The organism is Burkholderia sp. KL41 (genome assembly GCF_057005415.2).
On sequence record NZ_CM174446.1, the window covers coordinates 1,853,635 to 1,874,950 of the forward strand.

Annotated in this window: 15 protein-coding genes; 12 read left to right on the forward strand and 3 right to left on the reverse strand. The window is 66.8% G+C overall.

Features of this window, described 5'->3' with window-relative positions; translation table 11 throughout:
- The first annotated feature begins 13 nt into the window (after positions 1-13).
- A complete protein-coding gene (locus PQB87_RS08685; protein WP_489242819.1) occupies positions 14-3,034 on the forward strand; it encodes a two-partner secretion domain-containing protein in 3,021 nt (1,006 codons plus the stop codon).
- 53 nt (positions 3,035-3,087) lie between these two features.
- Positions 3,088-4,263, forward strand: a complete 1,176-nt coding sequence (locus PQB87_RS08690) for a fimbrial protein (RefSeq protein ID WP_111940136.1) — start codon at positions 3,088-3,090, stop codon at positions 4,261-4,263.
- A 140-nt stretch (positions 4,264-4,403) separates the two neighbouring features.
- Here PQB87_RS08690 and PQB87_RS08695 read toward each other — a convergent pair whose 3' ends face one another.
- Entirely contained in the window at positions 4,404-4,808 is a 405-nt protein-coding gene (locus PQB87_RS08695) for a hypothetical protein (protein ID WP_233343426.1), read from the reverse strand.
- 19 nt (positions 4,809-4,827) lie between these two features.
- Between PQB87_RS08695 and PQB87_RS08700 the strand changes: the two genes are divergently transcribed.
- The 3 genes from PQB87_RS08700 (at position 4,828) to PQB87_RS08710 (ending at position 7,188) form a co-directional block, all read left to right on the forward strand.
- Positions 4,828-5,643, forward strand: coding sequence for an ABC transporter substrate-binding protein (locus PQB87_RS08700; RefSeq protein WP_059682687.1), 816 nt, complete (start codon positions 4,828-4,830; stop codon positions 5,641-5,643).
- Between the two features lie 94 nt (positions 5,644-5,737).
- Entirely contained in the window at positions 5,738-6,460 is a 723-nt protein-coding gene (locus PQB87_RS08705) for an amino acid ABC transporter permease (RefSeq protein ID WP_153488264.1), read from the forward strand.
- A gap of 2 nt (positions 6,461-6,462) precedes the next feature.
- The gene (locus tag PQB87_RS08710) at positions 6,463-7,188 is read left to right on the forward strand and encodes an amino acid ABC transporter permease (RefSeq protein WP_233343425.1); all 726 of its coding nucleotides are present in this window, start codon (positions 6,463-6,465) and stop codon (positions 7,186-7,188) included.
- Positions 7,189-7,354: 166 nt separating this feature from the next.
- Here the strand turns inward: PQB87_RS08710 and PQB87_RS08715 are convergent, their stop codons facing one another.
- Together PQB87_RS08715 and PQB87_RS08720 are read right to left on the reverse strand one after the other, a co-directional pair.
- Positions 7,355-8,617 carry a M23 family metallopeptidase gene (locus tag PQB87_RS08715; protein ID WP_233343424.1) on the reverse strand — a complete coding sequence of 421 codons (1,263 nt, stop codon included), beginning with the start codon at positions 8,615-8,617 and terminating at the stop codon, positions 7,355-7,357.
- Between the two features lie 339 nt (positions 8,618-8,956).
- Positions 8,957-9,604: a TetR family transcriptional regulator gene (locus tag PQB87_RS08720; protein ID WP_059682682.1), complete on the reverse strand. Its 648-nt coding sequence runs from the start codon at positions 9,602-9,604 to the stop codon at positions 8,957-8,959.
- 150 nt (positions 9,605-9,754) lie between these two features.
- Here PQB87_RS08720 and PQB87_RS08725 point away from each other — a divergent pair, with 150 nt between their 5' ends.
- The 7 genes from PQB87_RS08725 to PQB87_RS08755 all read left to right on the forward strand — a co-directional run bounded on the left by PQB87_RS08725 (position 9,755) and on the right by PQB87_RS08755 (position 21,281).
- A complete protein-coding gene (locus tag PQB87_RS08725; RefSeq protein WP_489242820.1) occupies positions 9,755-10,954 on the forward strand; it encodes a MexX/AxyX family multidrug efflux RND transporter periplasmic adaptor subunit in 1,200 nt (399 codons plus the stop codon).
- Positions 10,955-10,974: 20 nt separating this feature from the next.
- Positions 10,975-14,112, forward strand: coding sequence for a multidrug efflux RND transporter permease subunit (locus PQB87_RS08730; protein ID WP_489242821.1), 3,138 nt, complete (start codon positions 10,975-10,977; stop codon positions 14,110-14,112).
- On the forward strand, positions 14,112-15,569 hold the full coding sequence (locus tag PQB87_RS08735; protein ID WP_489242838.1) for an efflux transporter outer membrane subunit: 1,458 nt from the start codon (positions 14,112-14,114) through the stop codon (positions 15,567-15,569). The genes PQB87_RS08730 and PQB87_RS08735 overlap by 1 nt, the downstream gene beginning before the upstream one ends.
- 836 nt (positions 15,570-16,405) lie before the next feature.
- A complete protein-coding gene (locus PQB87_RS08740) occupies positions 16,406-16,918 on the forward strand; it encodes a fimbrial protein (protein WP_027787455.1) in 513 nt (170 codons plus the stop codon).
- A gap of 85 nt (positions 16,919-17,003) precedes the next feature.
- Entirely contained in the window at positions 17,004-19,490 is a 2,487-nt protein-coding gene (locus PQB87_RS08745) for a fimbria/pilus outer membrane usher protein (RefSeq protein ID WP_456151821.1), read from the forward strand.
- Positions 19,491-19,506: 16 nt separating this feature from the next.
- Positions 19,507-20,253: a fimbrial biogenesis chaperone gene (locus PQB87_RS08750; RefSeq protein ID WP_059496201.1), complete on the forward strand. Its 747-nt coding sequence runs from the start codon at positions 19,507-19,509 to the stop codon at positions 20,251-20,253.
- A complete protein-coding gene (locus tag PQB87_RS08755; RefSeq protein ID WP_059700182.1) occupies positions 20,250-21,281 on the forward strand; it encodes a fimbrial protein in 1,032 nt (343 codons plus the stop codon). The genes PQB87_RS08750 and PQB87_RS08755 overlap by 4 nt, the downstream gene beginning before the upstream one ends.
- Positions 21,282-21,316 lie beyond the last annotated feature (35 nt).

Genomic DNA, 21,316 nt, shown 5'->3' on the forward strand with positions numbered 1-21,316 from the left:
AGGCAAATCGACAATGAATAAAACCTACGCTCTGGTGTGGAACAGCGGGCAGGGGGTGTGGCAGGTTGCGGGTGAACGCGCGCGTCGCCGAGGCAAGGCATCGACACGCACCAGGAGGACGCTGGCCGTCGCATGTGTTGCCGGCAGTGCGATGAGCGCCGCGCATGCGTTGCCGGTCGGCGAGAACGTCGTGTCGGGGACTGCCGACATCCTGCGTTACGACAACGGCCGGCAGATGTCGATCAACCAGCACAGCGACAAGCTGCTCACCGAATGGTCGTCGTTCAACGTCGATGCGGGGCAGCGCGTCACGTTCAACCATCCGTCCGCGTCGTCGATCGCGCTGAACCGGGTCGTGGGGCAGCAAGGCAGTGCGATTCACGGCAGCATCGACGCGAACGGCCGCGTGTTCCTCGTCAACCCGAACGGGGTCGTGTTCGGCCGCGGTGCGCAGGTCAACGTCGGCGGCCTCGTGGCCTCGACGCTCGACATCAAGAATGCCGATTTCGCCGCCGGGAATTACCGGTTCTCCGGCCGGTCGATCGGCAACATACAGAACAACGGCAACCTCGTCGCGGCCGAAGGCGGCGCCATTGCGTTGCTTGGCGCGCAGGTCGTGAACCGTGGCGTCGTCCAGGCCCAGATGGGCACCGTGGCGCTTGCCGCGGGCGACGCCGTCACGCTGAACTTCGACGGCAGCAAGCTGCTCAACCTGCAGGTCGACGAGCGTGCGGTCGATGCGCTGGCCAGCAACGAACGTCTGCTCAAGGCCGATGGCGGACAGGTGCTGATGAGCGCGCGCACCGCCAATGCGCTGTTGCAGACGGTGGTGAACAACCAGGGCGCCATCGAGGCGCGCACGCTCAGGAATTCCGCCGGGCGGATCTCGCTGGACGGTCATGACGCAGGGACGGTCAACGTCGCCGGCACACTGAACGCCAGTGCGACGACCCCCGGCAACGGCGGCACGATCGACACGCGCGGCGCGGACGTGAAGGTCGCGCTCGGCGCGACGGTCGATACCCGTGCCACCAACGGACGTAACGGTGTGTGGCGCATTGCGTCGCCCGACCTGTCGGTCACGCCGGGTGCGAGCCGGCAGGGGACGATCGTCGCCGATACGCTGTCGCGCAACCTGGGGATGACGGATATCGAACTCGTCGCCGAGCAGGGCAAGCTGTCGGTCGACGGCCCGGTGAACTGGGCAACCGGCAATCAGCTGACGCTGACGAGCCGGCAGGGCGGCGTCGCGGTGAACGGCGCGCTACGTGCAACGGGTGCGAACGCCGGGGTGGCCATCGACGCGGCACAAGGCGCGCAGATCAACGCGCCGGTCGCGCTGACCGGCGCGAACGCCCGTTTCAAGCTCGATTACGTTGGCACGTATTCGCTCGGCAACAGCGCATCCGTCACGCTGTCCGGTGCGGGCGCGGGATTCGAGTCGAACGGCTTTCTCCATACCGTGATCCAGAACCTCGCACAGTTGCAGGCGATCAACGCGAACCTGGGCGGCCTGTACGTGCTCGGCAACGACATCGCCGGCGGCTATTACAACACCACGTTCCAGACGATCGGCGCCGACACGCCGTTCTCCGGTGCGTTCGACGGCCTCGGTCATTCGGTCAGCAGGCTGTCGATTACGAGCGGCAGCCCCTATGCGGGCCTGTTCGGCCTCAATACGGGCCGCATCGCGAACCTCGTGCTGAAATCGTCGAGCGTCGGTGCGGCCACAGGCCCGGGACCGGTCGCGATCGGTGCGGTGGCTGGCGAGAATCGCGGCGAGATCGCGAACGTCGTCGTGTCGGACAACACGCAGGTGCGAGCCGGTGCGAGCCGCAGCAACGTGCTCGGCGGTCTCGTCGGCATCAACCGCGGCAGCGTGGCGCAATCGTCGTTTACCGGCAGGGTGGAAGGCAACGGCATGACCTACGCCGCGGGTGGTCTCGTCGGCGAGCAGGCGTCGATGGCCGGACAGCCGGTGGCAACGATATCCGACGGCACGGCGAACGCCACCGTGTCGGGCGGCGCGTCGAACGTCGCATCGCTGGGTGGCCTCGTCGGCCTGAACCGCGACGGTACGATTCGCAACGGCACGAGCCTCGGCTCGACATCCGCCAATGGCTTGTCGGGCGTCAACGTCGGCGGCCTGGTCGGCGCGAACCTGGCCAACGGGGTCGTGCAGGGCAGCGCCTCCGGACGCACGACGGGCGGCACGGCCGGTACGGCGGGCGGTTTTGTCGGCTTCAACACCGGCGAGATTTCCGATTCGACTGCAAGCGGTGTGGTCGACGGCAGGTCCGCGCAAGCCATCGGCGGGTTCGCCGGGCTGAACCAGGGCTCCGTGGTCAAGAGCAAGGCGCTGGGCGCGGTCACCAGCGCGTCGTCCGGCGCAACGGGCGGTTTTGTCGGCATCAACCAGGGCCGCGATGCGCTGATTGACGACGCACAGGCACACGGCACGGTATCCGGCGGGCAGGGCGCCGTCGGCGGCTTCGTCGGCAGCCATGTCAACGGGACGATCGCGCATTCGGTCGCGCGTGGCAAGACGACCGGCGGCAACTACAGCAAGACGGGCGGCTTCGCCGGCTACAACGAGAGCGTACTGGCCGACAACGATGCGAGCGGCGACGTATCCGCCGGCATGTATGCGTCGGTGGGCGGCTTTGCCGGTACCAACGCAACGTCGGGCACGCTCGCCGTCGCATCGGCGACGGGCAACGTTCAAGGTGGCACGTCGAGCGTCGTGGGTGGGCTCGTCGGCGACAACCTCGGCGAGATCTTCGGCTCGTCGGCGTCGGGCACGGTCGGCGGCGGCTGCCAGGCAACGCTCGGTGGCCTGGTCGGGCTGAACGCGGGGCTGGTCGAGAGCTCGGCGGCAAGCGGTCGCGTCAACAACAGCGGCTATTCGTCGTGGCGGCAGGTTTACGGCGGCCTCGTCGGCGTCAATCGCGGCACGTTCCGGTGGAGCCATGCGGTTGGTGCCGCCGCCCAGCAAAAGATCGCGGGCGTCAACCTCGGTGTGATCGAGCAGTAAGGCATTCGGCGACGGGCGATGCGACGCCCGTCGCCGCTTCAACGGGAGACAGCATGACAACGATACTGCGGCGCGTATGTCGATGGGGGCGCACGCCCGCGCGCTTGTTCAGGGCGGCCGTGTGCGCGGCGTGCGCATGCCATGTCAATGCGGCAACGGCGGGGACGACGGCCGTCGATTGCACGTTCAGCAACGTCCAGGCGACGAGCTGGAGGCAGGTCACGCGCCTGACGAACAGCACACCGGTCGGCGCCGTGCTCTATCAGCGCATGGTGTCGCTCATGGTGTCGTACAGGTACGGGCCTCAGGGGCCCTACGCGTACGAGCTGGTGACTGCCGGGCACTGGGAGGTGGGGACGGTCGTTACCGACGGCCTCGCGCGGACGAACGTGGACGGCATCGCGTTGCGCTGGTCGGGTGTCGACAGCGACGGCGAATCGCGCAAGCTGGTGCAGGGTGTCTATCCGACCGCGGTCGCGAAGTCGGCGATCAATCGCGTGGAGGGGGGCGGGACGTCCGTCGGCGACACGATCATGGTCTATTTCGAACAGCACCTCATGCTGACCAAGGCGGCGACCTCGTTGCCGGAGGGCGAGATCGTCGTGAACGACCTGCTCGGGACGCCACGCATCACGTTGTACGCGTATACGTTGCCGGAAGACGCCGCGTCGCTCGGCAGCAACGTGATCTTGACCCCTCCGCTTCCTTGGAACATGTGCAAGCAGTCGATTAGCTATACCGGTGTCGGCAACCTGACGATCGGCGGCGGCGGGGGCATTCCTGTGCCGAAACAATGCGAAGTCGAGTCGAACATGATCGTGCCGGTCAATCTCGGCAGAGCGTCGCTCGGTCAGTTCCCGAGCCTGCATGCAACGTCGCAGCCGGTCGATTTCAACATCACGCTCAGCCGGTGCGCGGCGGCGGCGAAACCGACGATCAGCTTCCGCGACAAGGCCGTCCAGCCGAATGCGGACAAGACGCTGCTGCAACTCAGCGCGCCCGAAGGGCAGGCGACCGCCCGCGGCTTCAACATCGTGATGTCGAACGGCCTGACTGGCGAGCGGATCAGCTACGATGAACCGGACAGCGCGAAGCAGTATCCGATGAAGCGCGTCGGCGACACCGCCGTAATGCCGTTGAGCGCGCAGTACATCCGGACCGGCACCGATACCGAACTCAGGGCCGGCTACGCGGGCGGCGCGGCGGAGTTCACGTTCACGTTTCCGTAACGGCCCCGGCACGGCACCTGTGCAGCGGAGATGCGTGCGACGGCCTTCATCGCGCCATATGCGCAGACGCAACCCGCCATGTGTCGATCTGTCGGTCCGGATTCGCCGCACGCGCCGATGCATCGGCGGCATCACGCCTCTCATGCGTCGCGATGCGCGGTGAACCGGATCGCCGCGCGCGCCTTCGGCGCGGTGGGCGACGGAATGCGTTGCTCGACGCAGGGACGGGCAGCGTAAGCGCGCCACGGCATATCGATATGGAAATCGATTCGTTGTCTATCGCGTGCGATTTCCGCAATCTGAACCCGTAGTTCGTGTGACACCTCCTTGACTGGGATTCGCGCCCGCTGCGTGCAGCGGGCGTCTTTTTTTGCGTGCCGCATCTCACGCCGCGCGCCGCGCCTCATCACGAAACCCGCTGAGCAAAGCACCATTTGTTGGTTCGGATTCGCCGCACGCGCTGCTACGTTAGCGGCTTCGCGACGACACACTCCGTCGCGATGTTCTTCGAACCGGGCCGCCGCGCGATCCGCGGCGGCCTTCATAACAAATCAGGTCGTGCTCATGAAAATCCACACTCTCGCTACGTGGCTCGTCGGGGCTGCGCTCATTACCGCAGGCACCGTCGCGCATGCGGACCGTCTCGACGATATCAAGAAGGCCGGCGTGCTGCGCGTCGCGACGTTCGACAGCAACCCGCCGTTCGGCTATGTCGACGGCAAAAGCAATCACATCGTCGGTCTCGACGTCGACTATGCGAAGGCACTCGCCGACAAGCTCGGCGTGAAGCTGCAGCTCCAGCCGACCAACCCCGCGAACCGCATTCCGTTCCTGACGTCCGGCAAGGTCGATCTCGTGCTCGCGAACTTCACGATCACCGACGAGCGCGCGAAGCAGGTCGACTTCAGCATCCCGTATTTCTCGTCGGGCCAGCAGTTTCTCGCGAAGAAGGGCGTGCTGAAATCGGCCGACCAGCTGAACGGGCTGCGCGTCGGCGCCGACAAGGGCACGACCAACGAAATCACGCTGCGCGAGAAATTCCCGAAGGCGACGATCGTTGCGTACGACGACACGCCGTTCGCGTTCGCCGCGCTGCGCGCCGGCAACGTGCAGGCGATCACGCAGGACGGCCCGAAGCTGATCGGCCTGCTCGCGAACGTGCCGGACAAGCAGAACTACGAGATCCCGGCGTTCACGATCTCGAACGACTACATGGGCGTCGGCGTGCCGAAAGGCGAGACGCGCCTGCTCGGCTTCGTCAACGACACGCTGAAGGGGCTCGAGGCGAACGGCCGCGCCGTGCAGATCTACGACGCATGGTTCGGGCCGACGACGAAGACGCCGCTCACGCGCATCTTCCGGATCGGCGACAAGACCTGATCAGCATCGCACGCGCGCCGCGACCGGCCGGATCATCGGCCTCGCGGCGCTTTCCGTTTTCTTCCGATCGCGCGCTTCGCGCCCGCAACACAGCATGCTCGGGTTGGCTCCCAAATATCTGTCCTGGCTCTGGCAGGGCTTCCTGCTGACGCTCGGTCTCGCGGCCGCGTCGGCCGTCGCCGCGACCGCCGGCGGTCTGCTGCTCGCGGTCATGCGGCATGCGCGCGGCATGGCACCGCGCGCGGTGGCCGCCGCGTACGTCGTCACGTTCCGCAACACGCCGCTGCTCGTGCAGTTGCTGTTCTGGTATTTCGGCGTCGCGTCGCTGCTGCCCGACACGTGGGTCGCATGGCTGAATGCGCGCCATGCGTTGAGCATGGGCCCGTTCACGCTCGCATGGCCGTCGTTCGAATTCGTCGCGGGCTGGGTCGGGCTGAGCGCATATACGGCCGCGTTCGTCGCGGAGGAATGCGAAGCCGGCCTGCGCGGTGTGCGGCGCGCACAGCACGATGCGGCGGCCGCGCTCGGCCTCACGCCGATGCAGTCGCTGCGCTACGTGGTGCTGCCGCAGGCCGTGCGCATCGCGTTGCCGCCGCTGTTCGGCCAGTACATGAATCTCGTGAAGAACTCGTCGCTCGCGATGGCGATCGGCGTGGCCGAGCTGTCGTATGCATCGCGGCAGGTCGAGACCGAAACGTTCAAGACTTTCGCCGCATTCGGCGTGGCGACCGTGCTGTACGTCGCGGCGGTGGCCGCGATCGAAGCGGGCGCGTATGCGGCGACGCAATGGCGCGACCGGCTGGGAGCGGGGCGCTGACCATGGATTTCTCGCTGCTGCTCGCCAATCTGCCGTACCTGCTCGTCGGCGCGTTCCCGGAGGGGCCGCTCGGCGGTGCCGCGCTGTCGCTGCTGCTCGCGATCGCGTCGGCCGTTGCATCGGCCGTGCTCGGCATCGCGCTCGGCGTTGCCATGGCGCTCGCGCGCGGCCCTGCGCGCGTGCTGCTGCTCGCGTTCATCGGCTTCTTCCGCGCGATTCCCGTGCTGATGCTGATTTTCTGGACCTACTTCCTGATGCCCGTGCTGCTGCACATGGACGTGCCGGGGCTCGCGACGGTCGTGTGCGCGCTCGCGCTGATCGGCGGCGCGTATCTCGCGCACGCGGTGCATGCGGGCATCGTCGCGGCCGGCGACGGCCAATGGCAGGCCGGGCTGTCGCTCGGTCTCACGCGCTGGCAGACGGTGCGCCACGTGCTGCTGCCGCAGGCGATCCGGATCATGACGCCGTCGTTCGTCAACCAGTGGGTCGCGCTCGTGAAGGACACGTCGCTCGCCTATATCGTCGGCGTGCCGGAACTGTCGTTCGTCGCGACGCAGGTGAACAACCGGCTGATGGTGTATCCGGCGCCGATCTTCCTGTTCGTCGCGCTGATCTACCTGGTGCTGTGTACGTCGCTCGACGGCGCGGCACGCTGGCTGTTGTCACGCCGCCCGCGCGCGCAACGCGCCGCGGCGGCGGCGGTCGAGTACACGGAACCGGCGCGGTAACGGCGAGCCGCGGCCGCATCGACGTGCCGGTGAGGCGGCAGTGTCGGGGAATCTTCGCGGCGGACAGCGCGGCGGGCTGGTCGGGCCCGGCGGGCAGTCCGCACAAGAAAGGGGGAGGGACGGCCGCGCACCGCTGTTCGTCGAGCGACGGCGGGCGGCCTGTGCGTTACGACGCGGCGTAGTGCGAATTGAAGACTGCGCGCAGCGTCGACGTGTCGGTCGCGAAATCGCCCCACAGCGGCCCGTCGTTCTGCGCGAACGCGAACGGCGCCGTATTGATCGACGCGAGACGGAAGCGCCATTGCGCCGCTTCCTGGCGGAATGCGGTGAGCTGCATGTCGGACAGCGCCGTCTGCGCGCTCGCGAGCGTGACGAGCGGGTCGACCGGATTGTTCGCGACCCGCACCTCGAAGTGCAGGTGCGGGCCCGTCGCGGCGCCGGTCATCCCGACCGAGCCGATGCGCTGGCCCTGCTTCACGGTTTCGCCCGTCTTGAGACCGTGCGCGAACGCCGACAGGTGCGCGTAGTAGGTCGAGTAACCGTCGGCGTGATCGACGATCACGTAGCGGCCGTAGCCGCCCGGATCGGTGCCGACGAACGACACGACGCCGTCGGCCGCCGCGTCGACGGGCGTGCCGGTCGGCGCGGCGAGATCGACGCCCGTGTGGAACGCCATCGCCTGCGACAGCGGATGGATGCGCTCGCCGAAGAACGAGCTGATGCGCGTCCATTTGACCGGCATCGTGAATGCGGCGGCTTCGAGCGGCGAGCCGTCGAGCGCGTAGTACGCGCCGTGCTCGGCGCCCGGCGCGCGGAACCAGATCGCGCCGAACGTGCGGCCGGCGACGCGCAGCTCGAGCGCGGTAAGGCGCGGCGTGCCGTCGCTCGTATCGAACGCGACGCGGTAGTAGTCGCCGCGCTGCGCGCTCGCGCGCATCGCGACCTTGCCGCTGACGAGATCGCCGAGCTGGATGCGCACCTCGGGCGGCACGTCGAGACGGTTCAGCGTGTCGGACAGCGTGAGCTCGATGTCGCCCGCGCGCATGCCGTGCCGATTTTCGGGGGCCGCGAACTGGAACAGGTTCGCATAACCGAGCATGTCGTTGCGGTGTGCGCTGAGCGGCGCGAACAGGCCCGGCTGCTGGCTGCGGTCGTTGTGTTCGTCGGAATCGTTGCGCTCGCCGATCGTGCGGGCGAGCTCGCTCGTCACGAAATGCTGCGCGGTGGGAAACGGCGTGTCGGACAGCACGCGCTGCGGCAGCGCGGCCGTGCCCGAGTCGACGGCGCCCGGCAGTTGCGACACGGCCGGCAGCGCGGCGAGGCCGAGTGCGGCGAGGGCGCCGAGCACGGCGGCCGGCACGAGCGCGCGCACGACGCGCTGCGCGCGGCCGGGCGCGAAAGCATCAGGGGTAGCGGCAGACTTGACCAAGGTGTCCACATCCAGGAAAGCGGTTCAAAGGGGTGTGGGCAGGGGCCGCCGGCGGCACATCCGTCGGGCAGCGACGGGGGCGGGCGGCGGGCGTGCAACAAAACAGGCCCCGCCAGGGGCCTGTGTCGTTTCCGTTCGACCCAACGCGCGGGGCGGGCCCGCTTCGAACGGCGGCGTGCATACCGGGTCGAACCCGGTTATCACGAAGACGCTAAAGAAAGATGACAGCGCCAGTCTACCGGTGTTCCGCACAACGTTAAAAATTTTAAAGAGGGTCAGCTCATTCGTTTCGTAGTGCGGTAAATCGGGCTAAATCAGCATTTATTACGACAAATTTCGTCAGTCCGGCAATTTGTGCGCGCGGCCGCGCAACGCGTCGGACGTGCGCACGGTGTCGAAGCCGGCGTCGAGCATGGCCTCGGCGTCGTTCCACAGGTTGCCGCGCAGCCGGTTGGTCCAGATCATCGACGCGAACACGCCTTCGAGCAGCGACACGAGATAGACGGCGGCCAGATGCACGTCGAGATCGGCGGCGAGTTCACCGGCCGCGATCGCGCGGCGCAGCAGCGCCTTCGTGATCCGCAGCATCTGCAGTTCGAGCAGCATGCGGCGCCGCTGCAGCGCGCCGTTTTCCTCGCTCTGCTCGCACTTCGTATAGAGGATCACGAGCACGCGCTGCATCGGGCCCGGCTCGCCGCATTCCTGCAGATAGTGCGAGGCGGCGCGCCGCAGCGTGGCGAGCGGCGGCAGCCCGTCGCCCGCGTCGAAGCCTTCCGACGTGCGCGCGAACGCGCGGTCGCACATCGCGAGACACACTTCCATCTTGTTGCGGTAGTGGCCGTAGACGGCGCCGCGCGACATCCCGGCGGCCTCGGCGAGATCCGCCATCGCGGTTTGCGCGACGCCTTTCTCGAGCAGCACGAGTTCGGCGGCGTCGAGGATCCGGTGCTTGATGGCGAGCGATTCTTCGCGGGTCTTGCGGGCCATGTCCTGAAATTCCTTACAGTTCGCTGTCGTTTTATTGAGACAGTGTGACGGTCAGATTGAAGCGGCGTGTATTTAATCAATCGTGACTGATTATAATCGGCCACCCTGAGCCGCCGCATTGTATCGGCGGCGAACGATCCGAGGTCACATATGAATAACAATCGCTCCCTGTTGCGCCACCGGCTGGCGCCGTTCGCGCTGGCGGCCGTGCTGGCCCTGGCCGGATGTGGAAAGGGCGACAAGGACACCGCGCCGGAGGCCGCGAAACAGGCGACGGTCGTGACGGTGCGCCCGACGGCCGTGCCGATGACCGTCGAATTGCCGGGCCGGCTCGATGCATACCGGCAGGCGGAAGTGCGCGCGCGGGTCGCGGGCATCGTGACCGCACGCACCTACGAGGAAGGCCAGGAAGTGAAGCAGGGCGCGGTGCTGTTCCGCATCGATCCCGCGCCGCTGAAGGCCGCGCGCGACGCCGCGCAAGGAGCGCTCGCGAAGGCGCAGGCCGCCGCGCTCGCGGCGAGCGACAAGCGCCGCCGTTACGACGATCTCGTGCGCGATCGCGCGGTGAGCGAGCGCGACCACACCGAGGCCGTTGCCGGCGACACGCAGGCGAAGGCCGACGTTGCGTCCGCGAAGGCGGAACTCGCACGGGCGCAGTTGCAGCTCGACTATGCAACGGTCACCGCGCCGATCGCGGGCCGCGCACGGCGCGCGCTCGTGACCGAAGGCGCGCTCGTCGGCCAGGACCAGGCGACACCGCTCACGACCGTCGAGCAGCTCGACCCGATCTACGTGAACTTCTCGCAGCCGGCCGCCGACGTCGACGCGTTGCGCCGGGCGGTGAAGAGCGGGCGCGCGACGGGTATCGCGCAGCACGACATCACGGTGACGCTGCTGCGTGCCGACGGCACCGCGTATCCGCTGAAGGGCAAGCTGCTGTTCAGCGATCTCGCGGTCGATCCGACCACCGACACCGTCGCGATGCGCGCGCTGTTCCCGAATCCGGAGCGCGAACTGCTGCCGGGCGCGTACGTGCGGATCGCGCTCGACACGGCGGTCGACCAGCGGGCGATCCTCGTGCCGCGCGATGCGCTGCTGCGCACGGCGGACCGCACGTCGGTGCGCGTGGTCGGCACGAACGGCAAGGTCAAGGACGTCGAGGTCGCCGCCGACCAGATGAGCGGCCACGACTGGCGCATCACGCGCGGCCTCGCGGGCGGCGAGCGCGTGATCGTCGACGATGCCGCGCAGTTCACGCCCGATACGGCCGTCAAGCCCGTCGAGAAGGCGCCGCCGTCGAAAGCGGCGCCGGCAGCGGCCGCTTCGCAGGCGGCCGCCCGTCAAACCTGACCGGTTAACACCACACCACCATGGCACGTTTCTTCATCGATCGCCCCGTCTTCGCGTGGGTGATCGCAATCTTCATCATGCTGGGCGGCGCATTCGCGATCCGCTCGCTGCCCGTTGCGCAGTACCCGGACATCGCGCCACCCGTCGTCAGCATCTATGCGACGTACCCGGGCGCATCCGCGCAGGTCGTCGAGGAATCGGTGACCGCGCTGATCGAGCGCGAAATGAACGGCGCGCCGGGGCTGATGTATACGTCCGCGACGAGCAGCGCCGGCGCGGCGTCGCTGTACCTGACGTTCAAGCAGGGCGTCAACGCCGATCTCGCGGCCGTCGAAGTGCAGAACCGGCTGAAGACGGTCGATGCGCGGCTGCCGGAACCGGTGCGGCGCGACGGCATCCAGGTCGAGAAGGCCGCCGACAACATCCAGCTCGTGGTGTCGCTGACATCCGACGACGGGCGGATGACCGACGTGCAGCTCGGCGAATATGCGTCGGCGAACGTCGTGCAGGCGCTGCGCCGTGTCGACGGCGTCGGCCGGGTGCAGTTCTGGGGCGCCGAATATGCGATGCGGATCTGGCCCGACCCGGTGAAGATGGCCGGGCACGGCCTCACCGCGTCGGATATCGCGTCGGCGGTGCGCGCGCACAACGCACGCGTGACGATCGGCGACATTGGCCGCACCGCGGTGCCGGCCAGCGCACCGATCGCGGCGACGGTATTCGCCGATGCGCCGCTGAAGACGCCGGCCGAGTTCGGCGCGATCGCGCTGCGCACGCAGGCCGACGGCTCCGCGCTGTATCTGCGCGACGTCGCGCGCGTCGAGTTCGGCGGCAACGACTACAACTACCCGTCGTACGTGAACGGCAAGGTCGCGACCGGGATGGGCATCAAGCTCGCGCCGGGCTCGAACGCGGTATCCACCGAGAAGCGCGTGCGCGCGACGATGGACGAGCTGTCCGCGTATTTCCCGCCGGGCGTGAAGTACCAGATCCCGTACGAAACGTCGTCGTTCGTGCGCGTGTCGATGAACAAGGTCGTCACGACGCTGATCGAGGCCGGCGTGCTCGTGTTCCTCGTGATGTTCCTGTTCATGCAGAACCTGCGCGCGACGCTGATCCCGACGCTCGTCGTGCCGGTCGCGCTCGCGGGCACGTTCGGCGTGATGTATGCGGCCGGCTTCTCGATCAACGTGCTGACGATGTTCGGGATGGTGCTCGCGATCGGCATCCTCGTCGACGACGCGATCGTCGTGGTCGAGAACGTCGAGCGGCTGATGGTCGAGGAGGGGCTCGGGCCGTACGACGCGACCGTCAAGGCGATGAAGCAGATCAGCGGCGCGATCGTCGGGATCACCGTGGTGCTGACGTCGGTGTTCGTGCCGATGGCGTTCTTCGGCGGCGCGGTGGGCAACATCTACCGGCAGTTCGCGCTGTCGCTCGCGGTGTCGATCGGTTTCTCGGCCTTCCTTGCGCTGTCGCTCACGCCCGCACTGTGCGCGACGCTGCTCAGGCCCGTGTCCGGCGAACATCACGAGAAGCGCGGCTTCTTCGGCTGGTTCAACCGCTTCGTCGCGCGTTCGACGCAGCGCTACGCGACGCGCGTGGGCAAGATGCTGAAGAAGCCGGTGCGCTGGCTCGTCGTGTACGGCGCGCTGACCGCGGCCGCGGGGCTGATGCTCACGCAACTGCCGACCGCGTTCCTGCCGGACGAGGACCAGGGCAACTTCATGGTGATGGTGATCCGGCCGCAAGGCACGCCGCTCGCGGAAACGATGCAGAGCGTGCGGGAAGTCGAGTCGTACATCCGCCATGACGAGCCGGCCGCGTATACGTTCGCGCTCGGCGGCTTCAACCTGTACGGCGAAGGGCCGAACGGCGGGATGATCTTCGTCACGCTGAAGAACTGGAAGGAGCGCAAGGCCGCAGACGCGCACGTGCAGGCGATCGTCGCGCACATCAACGAGCGCTTCGCGGGCACGCCGAACACGACGGTGTTCGCGATGAACTCGCCGGCGCTGCCCGATCTCGGCTCGTCGAGCGGTTTCGACTTCCGGCTGCAGAACCGCGGCGGGCTCGACTACGCGACGTTCAGCGCCGCGCGCGAGCAACTGCTCGGGGCGGGCCGCAAGGATCCCGCGTTGACCGACCTGATGTTCGCCGGCACGCAGGACGCGCCGCAGCTGAAGCTCGACATCGATCGCGCGAAGGCGTCCGCGCTCGGCGTGTCCATGGATGAGATCAACACGACGCTCGCGGTGATGTTCGGCTCCGACTATATCGGCGACTTCATGCACGGCACGCAGGTGCGGCGCGTGATCATGCAGGCCGACGGGCTGCACCGGCTCGATCCGGACGACGTGAAGAAGCTGCGCGTGCGCAACTCGCATGGCGAGATGGTGCCGCTCGCGGCGTTCACGACGCTCCACTGGACGCTCGGGCCGCCGCAGCTCACGCGCTACAACGGCTTTCCGTCGTTCACGATCAACGGCTCGGCCGCGCAGGGCCACAGCAGCGGCGAGGCGATGGCCGCGATCGAGCAACTCGCGGCGAAGCTGCCGGCCGGCACCGGCTATGCGTGGTCGGGGCAGTCGTTCGAGGAGCGGCTGTCGGGCGCGCAGGCGCCGATGCTGTTCGCGCTGTCGGTGCTCGTCGTGTTCCTCGCGCTCGCGGCGCTCTACGAGAGCTGGTCGATTCCGTTCGCGGTGATGCTGGTCGTGCCGCTCGGCGTGATCGGCGCGGTGCTCGGCGTCACGCTGCGGATGATGCCGAACGACATCTACTTCAAGGTGGGACTGATCGCGACGATCGGATTGTCCGCGAAGAACGCGATCCTGATCGTCGAAGTCGCGAAGGACCTGGTCGCGCAGCGCATGTCGCTCGTCGACGCCGCGCTCGAGGCCGCGCGCCTGCGGCTGCGGCCGATCGTGATGACGTCGCTCGCGTTCGGCGTCGGCGTGCTGCCGCTCGCGTTCGCGTCAGGCGCCGCGTCCGGCGCGCAGATGGCGATCGGCACCGGCGTGCTCGGCGGCGTGATCACGGCGACCGTGCTCGCGGTGTTCCTCGTTCCGCTGTTTTTCGTGATCGTCGGCCGCCTGTTCGACGTCGGCCCGCGCCGGCGCGGCGGAGCGCAGCCGGCGGCGATGGAGGGTTCTCAATGATGTTTGCGCTGAATGCACAGGCAGCGCTGCGGGTTCAGGTTGCGCTGGCCGCCGCGCTCGCGCTGGCCGGCTGCACGCTCGCACCGCGTTACGAGCGGCCGGCGGCGCCCGTGCCGGCGACCTATGCGCCGGTCGACGGCAGTGCCGCGCCCGCGGCGGCGGCATCGCCCGCCGATGCCGCGCTGCTCGACGACTGGCGCACGTACTTCACCGATGCCGCGCTGCAGGCGTGGATCGACGCGGCGCTCGCAAATAACCGCGACCTGCGGGTCGCCGCCGGCCGGCTCGAGGAAGCGCGCGCACTGTACGGCGTGCAGCGCGCGGATCTGATGCCGTCGGTCGATGCGAATCTGGGTTATGAGCGTGCGCGCCAGTACGACCCGGTCGTGCGCGAAAGCGCGATCAGCGGGCTGTATCGTGCGGGCGTCGGCGTCAGCGCGTACGAGCTCGATCTGTTCGGCCGTGTGCGCAGCCTGTCCGACGCGGCGCTCGCCGAGTATTTCGCGACGGCCGACGCGCAACGCACGGTGCGCATCGGCGTGATCGCCGACGTGGCGGGCGCGTACGTGTCGGAGCGCTCGCTGCACGAGCAGCTCGCGCTGGCGCAGCGCACGCTGGACGCGCGCGAACGCATGGCCGCGCTCACGCAGCGTCGTTATGCGGCCGGCACGAGCGACGCGATCGAGCTGCGCTCGGCCGAGATGCTGGTGGCATCCGCGCGCGCATCGCAGGCCGCGCTGCAGCGCGAGCATGCGCAGTCGGTGCGGGCGCTGCAGTTGCTCGCGGGCGACTTCGCGCGCAACGTGCCGGGCGACACGACCGCGCTCGACACGCTGTCGATCGCGCCCGTGGCGCCCGGCGCACCGAGTGCGCTGCTCGAACGGCGGCCGGACATCCGGCAGGCGGAAGCGCGGCTCAAGGCCGCCAACGCGCAGATCGGCGCCGCGCGCGCGGCGTTCTTTCCACGCATCACGCTGACGAGCGACTACGGCTCGGTCAGCGATGCGTTCTCGAGCCTGTTTGCCGGCGGCACCAGCGTATGGACGTTCGCGCCGCGCATCACGTTGCCGATCTTCGCGGGCGGACGCAACCGCGCGAACCTCGACGTCGCGAACGCGCGCAAGCACATCGCGGTTGCCGATTACGAGAAGACGGTGCAAACCGCGTTCCGCGAAGTGGCCGACGCATTCGCCGCGCGCGACTGGATCGATCGCCAGCTTGCCGCGCAGCAGGACGTGTATGCGGCCGACGGCGCGCGGCTGAAGCTCGCGGAGCGCCGCTACGCGGGCGGCGTCGCGACGTATCTCGAACTCCTCGACGCGCAGCGCAGCACGTACGAGTCGGGGCAGGAACTGATCAGGCTCAAGCAGCTCAGGCTCGCGAATGCGATCGCGCTGTACCGCGCGCTCGGCGGCGGCTGGTCGCCGGCGTCGGCGGAGGCCGCGGCTTCCGCGTAATGCCCGCCGCCTGACGCCGCAGCGCGTCGGGCGGCATGACGGCGGCGGTACGTTTCGACGTGCTGCCGCCGCTTCCCTCGATCCATACCGCTGGTTCCAGCGATATCTTTCCCCATCGACAGGCCGGCCGGGACGTTTTTCATCCTGCGGCAACGCGTGCGTGCGCGTGCCGGAACAGCCGTCGTCTTGCGACCGCTCGTGTCGCAATTCCGCGCAAACGTGTGCGGGTCATTTTGACTTCTTTCTCCCATGCGATGAGGTTCCGATATCGGGTTCCGGCGGCCGCTGATGCGTGCGATTTGCAATCCGGAATTGAAGAACGAATTAATCATATATCGGAAATAATGAGGGCGGCAAAGTGTCGCGGTAAAACGTTTGTATTCATGTCGCAATCGTTTGCGCGAAAAAATTGTATTGATTGAATCGCCGGTTAATTTCCTGTTTGTTGAAAATGATTTGATATTGGCGTTGTCGTCGGGCAACGATGGCGGCTCTGGACAATGTTTTGTCCTTTTCGCGGATGATTTGCCAGAGCCAATGCTGGCAAGGGTGAGCGGGGTGGATTCGGTTGTCGATCGAAAATTTCCTTAATCTTCAATTGCTTCCAAAAAATAAAAAAGGACTGCGGATAAAAATTTCCGGATTGAAAATTGACAGGAAATAGTGCGGGCTTGGAGGGGTGAATCGGACATTGTCAGATGCATTTGACAATGATTTACAGAAAACTTTCATGATTATCTCGATAATGCCGCCTCGTGACGGACGGGAGCCACCACACGCTGCCGTTTGTGTCCGCCACGTCATCTATTCCATTTGCAGTCCTTTCGGGAAACGTCATGAAAAAATCCATCCTGACCGCTGTCGCACTCGCGGCCCTGTCGACCTCGGCCTTCGCAGCGGGCACCGGCACGATCAACTTCACGGGCGAGATCGTCGCGGGCGCATGCGGCATCGATTCGGGCTCGGTCAACCAGACCGTGAACCTCGGCAAGGTGCCGACCAACGTGTTCAAGCAGGCTGGCGACAAGTCCACGCCGACCAACTTCGACATCAAGCTGACCGACTGCGACACGAGCGTCGCGCAGAACGCGTACTTCACGTTCACGGGCACGTCGAGCGCGGGCCAGCCGAAGCTGCTCGCCACGATCGGTTCGGCAACCAACGTCGGCATCCGCCTGCAGGCAGCGTCGGGCGAATACCTCGACAACGGCGCCGAGCAGAAGGCACCGACCGTGCTGCAAAACGGCACGAACGTCGCACGCTTCGCGGCCATGTACGAAGCGACCGCAGCCGGCGTGACGCCGGGTACCGCCGAAGGCGTGGCGAACTTCACCGTCCGCTACCAGTAAGCCGCCGTACCGGGGAAGGGTGCGCGCACCCTTCCTCGTTCGTTTTTCCTCATTTCCCCCTTCGTTGGACTTCCGGTAGCGCCGCGTGCGAATCAGACATTCCTTCCTTTGCGTCTCCGTGCTGGTTGTCGGCAGCCAGAGCCATGCGACGGAATTCAATTCGTCGTTCCTGAACATCGACGGCTCGAACAACGTCGATCTGTCGCAGTTCTCGCAGGCGGACTTCACGCTGCCCGGCGAGTACATGCTCGACGTACAGGTCAACGACCTGTTCTACGGGCTGCAGGCGATCGAGTTCATCGCCGTCGACGCGTCGGGAGCGGGCAAACCGTGCCTGCGCCCGGAACTCGTCGCGCAGTTCGGGCTGAAACCGTCGCTCGCGAAGGACCTGCCGCGCTTCCAGGGCGGACGTTGCGTCGACCTCGGCGCGATCGAGGGGGCGACCGTGCGCTACCTGAAAAGCGACGGGCGGCTCAAGATCACGATTCCGCAGGCTGCGCTCGAGTTCAGCGATACGACCTACCTGCCGCCGGAGCGCTGGTCGGAAGGGATTCCCGGCGCGATGCTCGACTATCGCGTGATCGCGAACACGAACCGCAACTTCGGCACGGGCGGCGGGCAAACGAATTCGATCCAGGCCTACGGGACGGTTGGCGCGAACTGGGATGCATGGCGCTTTCGCGGCGACTACCAGGCGCAATCGAACGTGGGCAATACGGCCTACGCGGACCGCACGTTCCGCTTCAGCCGGCTTTATGCATTTCGCGCGCTGCCGTCGATCCAGTCGACGGTGACGTTCGGCGACGACTACCTGACGTCCGACATTTTCGACACGTTCGCGCTGACGGGCGCGTCGATCCGCAGCGACGACCGCATGCTGCCGCCTTCGCTGCGCGGCTATGCGCCGCTGATCTCGGGCGTCGCGCGCACCAACGCGACCGTGACCGTGTCCCAGGCGGGCCGCGTGTTGTACGTGACGCGCGTGTCGCCGGGCGCCTTCGCGCTGCAGAACATCAATACGAGCGTGCAGGGCACGCTCGACGTTGCAGTCGAGGAAGAGGACGGCAGCGTGCAGCGCTTCCAGGTGACGACGGCCGCCGTGCCGTTCCTCGCGCGCGCCGGGCAACTGCGCTACAAGGCCGCCGTCGGCAAGCCGCGGCTCTTTGGCGGCGCCGGCATCACGCCGTTCTTCGGCTTCGGTGAAATCGCCTACGGCCTGCCGTTCGACGTCACCGCGTATGGCGGTTTCATCGCCGCGTCGGGCTACACGTCGATCGCGCTCGGCGTGGGCCGCGACTTCGGCGCGTTCGGCGCGCTGTCGGCCGACGTCACGCATGCGCGGGCACGCCTGTGGTGGAACGGCGCGACGCGCAACGGCAACTCGTACCGCATCAACTATTCGAAGCACTTCGACGGGCTCGATGCCGACGTGCGTTTCTTCGGTTATCGCTTCTCCGAGCGCGAATACACGAACTTCGCGCAGTTCTCGGGCGACCCGACCGCGTACGGCCTCGCCAACAGCAAGCAGCGCTACTCGGCGACGCTGTCGAAGCGTTTCGGCGACACGTCGACTTATTTCTCGTACGACCAGACGACCTACTGGGAACGTGCGAACGAGCAGCGCGTCGGCCTCACGCTGACGCGCGCGTTCTCGATCGGCACGCTGCGCAACCTGAACGTGAGCGTATCGGCCTTCCGCACGCAGAGCGCCGGCGCGAGCGGCAACCAGGTCTCGGTTACCGCGACGCTGCCGATCGGCGGCCGCCACACCGTCACGTCGAACCTGACGACGGGCAGCGGCAGCACGAGCGTGAACGCCGGCTATATCTACGACGATCCGGATGGCCGCACCTACCAGGTCAACGCGGGCGCGACCGACGGACGGGCGTCGGCGAACGCGAGCTACCGCCAGCGCTCGTCGGCGTATCAGCTGACCGCGCAGGCGTCGACGCTCGCCAATGCGTATGCGGCCGCGTCGCTCGAAGTCGACGGTTCGTTTGTCGCGACGCAATACGGCGTCGCGGCGCACGCGAACGGCAACGCGGGCGACACGCGGTTGCTGGTGTCGACCGACGGCGTGCCCGACGTGCCGCTGTCCGGCACGCTCTCGCATACCGATTCGCGCGGTTATACGGTGCTCGACGGCATCTCGCCGTACAACGTCTACGACGCGACGGTCAACGTCGAGAAGCTGCCGCTCGAGGTGCAGGTGTCGAACCCGATCCAGCGCATGGTGCTGACCGACGGCGCGATCGGCTTCGTGAAGTTCTCCGCCGCGCGCGGCAGCAACCTGTACCTGACACTGACCGACCCGGTCGGCAAGCCGCTGCCGTTCGGCGCATCGGTGCAGGACATGGCGAACGGCAAGGAACTCGGCATCGTCGGCGAGGGCGGCGCGGCGTTCCTGACCCAGGTTCAACCGAAATCCACGCTGGCGGTGCGCGCGGGCGAACGCACGCTCTGCACGATCGACACGCTGCCGAACCAGCTCCAACTCGAAGGCACGCCGATTCCGGTGACGTGCCAGACGCCCGGCGAGTCGCATGCAGCGGCCGCACGGGTCGAACGATGAATTCACGGATCCAGCGATGAAAAACTCCTTCTCCCTTTCCTTTCCGCGACGCGCATGGTGCGTGCTCGCGACCGCCGGTGCGCTCCTCGCGGGCGCCGCGCAGGCGGCGATCGTGCCCGATCGCACGCGCGTGATCTTCAACGAAGGCGAACAGGCGGCGGTCGTCACGATCACCAACAAGAGCACGACCTACCCGTATCTCGTGCAGTCGTGGCTCGAGGACGCGAAGGGCAACAAGATCACGTCGCCGCTGATGGTCGTGCCGCCGCTGCAGCGCGTCGAGGCGAACGAGCGCAACGTGCTGCGGATCGCGAAGCTGCCGGGCACCGAGCTGCCGGCCGATCGCGAATCGGTGTTCTACCTGAACATCCGCGAAGTGCCGCCGAAGACCGATACACCGAACACGCTGCAGATCGCGCTGCATACGCAGATGAAGCTGTTCTACCGGCCGAAGGCCGTGCAGCCCGCGCGCGACGAGGACTGGACGCTGCCGATGACGTTGCGCGTCGATGCGGCCGCGCACAAGCTCGTGTTCGACAATCCGACGCCGTATCACATCACGATCGTCGACGTGGCGGCGGGTGCGCAGAAGACGCACGTGCCGCTGGAGCCGGTGATGGTCAGCCCGATGAGCACGGCCGACGTGCCGTTCAAGGCCGCGACGCCGGCGACGCTGTTCGTCACGCACATCGACGATTACGGCGGCCAGGTGGCGGTCGAGTATGCGTGTGAGGCCGGTGCTTGCAAGAGCGTGAAGAAATGAGCAGCCTGCGACGAAACGGGATCGCATTGCGAACGCCGATGTGGCTCAGGTGGTGTGTGCTCGGACTGTTCTTTGCGCTGGCGCAGCCGGCGTGGGCAGTGCGCTGCATCGCAAACAACGGCGGTGTGTCGCTGACGGAAGCGATCGGCAATGTTGCGTCGTATCCGACCGATGCGCCGGATGGGTACGTGATCTGGGTGTCGCCGCCGCGCACGACGACGGGATACTGCTACAAGGATCTCGGCGGCAGAGAGAAGACGTACGGTGAATGGATCTATTTCTATGCGAACCCTGAAAAGCAGACCCCGGCTGCGTGGGGTCTCGAAATCGGCATTCGCTATCTTGGTCAAGATTACTTCGGCCGCAGCAGTCAGCCCGGAGATGGCGTACAGACGAAAACCTATGTGGAGGAATGTACGTTGAGCGACGCGGAGGTCAAGGCCGGGCGTTGCGAGAAGTTTCCGCTGAGCATCACCTATCAGGTCGTGGTGCGCAAGCGCGGCAACTGGTCGCAGCCGCCATCCGACATCTATGCGGTGTTCCAGTTCGATGGCAGGGGCGGTCTGAACTACATCAATCCGAGCTTTCGCTACAAGCTGAGCGGCCTGCAGAAACTGAAACCGACGCCTTGTCTCGTCGATGTGAAGGTCACGCCTGAACCCGGCATCGTGAAGTTCGGCCAGGTTCAGGCCACGGGCAGCGGTTTCTTGCCAGCGGTGCCGCGCAAGTCGTTCAGTCTCGCGCTGACCAAGCAATGCAACGTGCCGGTGCGCGTGGACGGCTACTTCGAGACATCGCAGACGGTGCAGAACGGGCTGCTCGTGCCGGACCCGAAGAGCAATTTCGGCATCGGCATCGAGGACAGAAACGGCAAGGCGATTGCGTTCAACCAACAGTTCGTGCTCGCCCAGATGCCGGGAAGCGTGAACTACCAGAGCGTGACGCTTGATGCCGTTCTGAAGGCGTTCGGGCCGCCGAAGATCGGTCCGTTCAACGGCGCGGCGACGATTCGGTTGTTTATCTACTGACGCACGCGAGCGCGGCCCGAGCGGATATCTGCCGT

Excerpts from the sequence above, each read along its gene's own strand:
- PQB87_RS08695 (WP_233343426.1), bottom strand. The coding sequence starts at position 4,808 with ATGAAGGCCGCCGCGGATCGCGCGGCGGCCCGGTTCGAAGAACATCGC.
- PQB87_RS08690 (WP_111940136.1), top strand. The coding sequence starts at position 3,088 with ATGACAACGATACTGCGGCGCGTATGTCGATGGGGGCGCACGCCCGCG.
- PQB87_RS08700 (WP_059682687.1), top strand. The coding sequence starts at position 4,828 with ATGAAAATCCACACTCTCGCTACGTGGCTCGTCGGGGCTGCGCTCATT.
- PQB87_RS08710 (WP_233343425.1), top strand. The coding sequence starts at position 6,463 with ATGGATTTCTCGCTGCTGCTCGCCAATCTGCCGTACCTGCTCGTCGGC.
- PQB87_RS08725 (WP_489242820.1), top strand. The coding sequence starts at position 9,755 with ATGAATAACAATCGCTCCCTGTTGCGCCACCGGCTGGCGCCGTTCGCG.
- PQB87_RS08685 (WP_489242819.1), top strand. The coding sequence starts at position 14 with ATGAATAAAACCTACGCTCTGGTGTGGAACAGCGGGCAGGGGGTGTGG.
- PQB87_RS08750 (WP_059496201.1), top strand. The coding sequence starts at position 19,507 with ATGAAAAACTCCTTCTCCCTTTCCTTTCCGCGACGCGCATGGTGCGTG.
- PQB87_RS08740 (WP_027787455.1), top strand. The coding sequence starts at position 16,406 with ATGAAAAAATCCATCCTGACCGCTGTCGCACTCGCGGCCCTGTCGACC.
- PQB87_RS08735 (WP_489242838.1), top strand. The coding sequence starts at position 14,112 with ATGTTTGCGCTGAATGCACAGGCAGCGCTGCGGGTTCAGGTTGCGCTG.
- PQB87_RS08755 (WP_059700182.1), top strand. The coding sequence starts at position 20,250 with ATGAGCAGCCTGCGACGAAACGGGATCGCATTGCGAACGCCGATGTGG.
- PQB87_RS08720 (WP_059682682.1), bottom strand. The coding sequence starts at position 9,604 with ATGGCCCGCAAGACCCGCGAAGAATCGCTCGCCATCAAGCACCGGATC.
- PQB87_RS08730 (WP_489242821.1), top strand. The coding sequence starts at position 10,975 with ATGGCACGTTTCTTCATCGATCGCCCCGTCTTCGCGTGGGTGATCGCA.
- PQB87_RS08705 (WP_153488264.1), top strand. The coding sequence starts at position 5,738 with ATGCTCGGGTTGGCTCCCAAATATCTGTCCTGGCTCTGGCAGGGCTTC.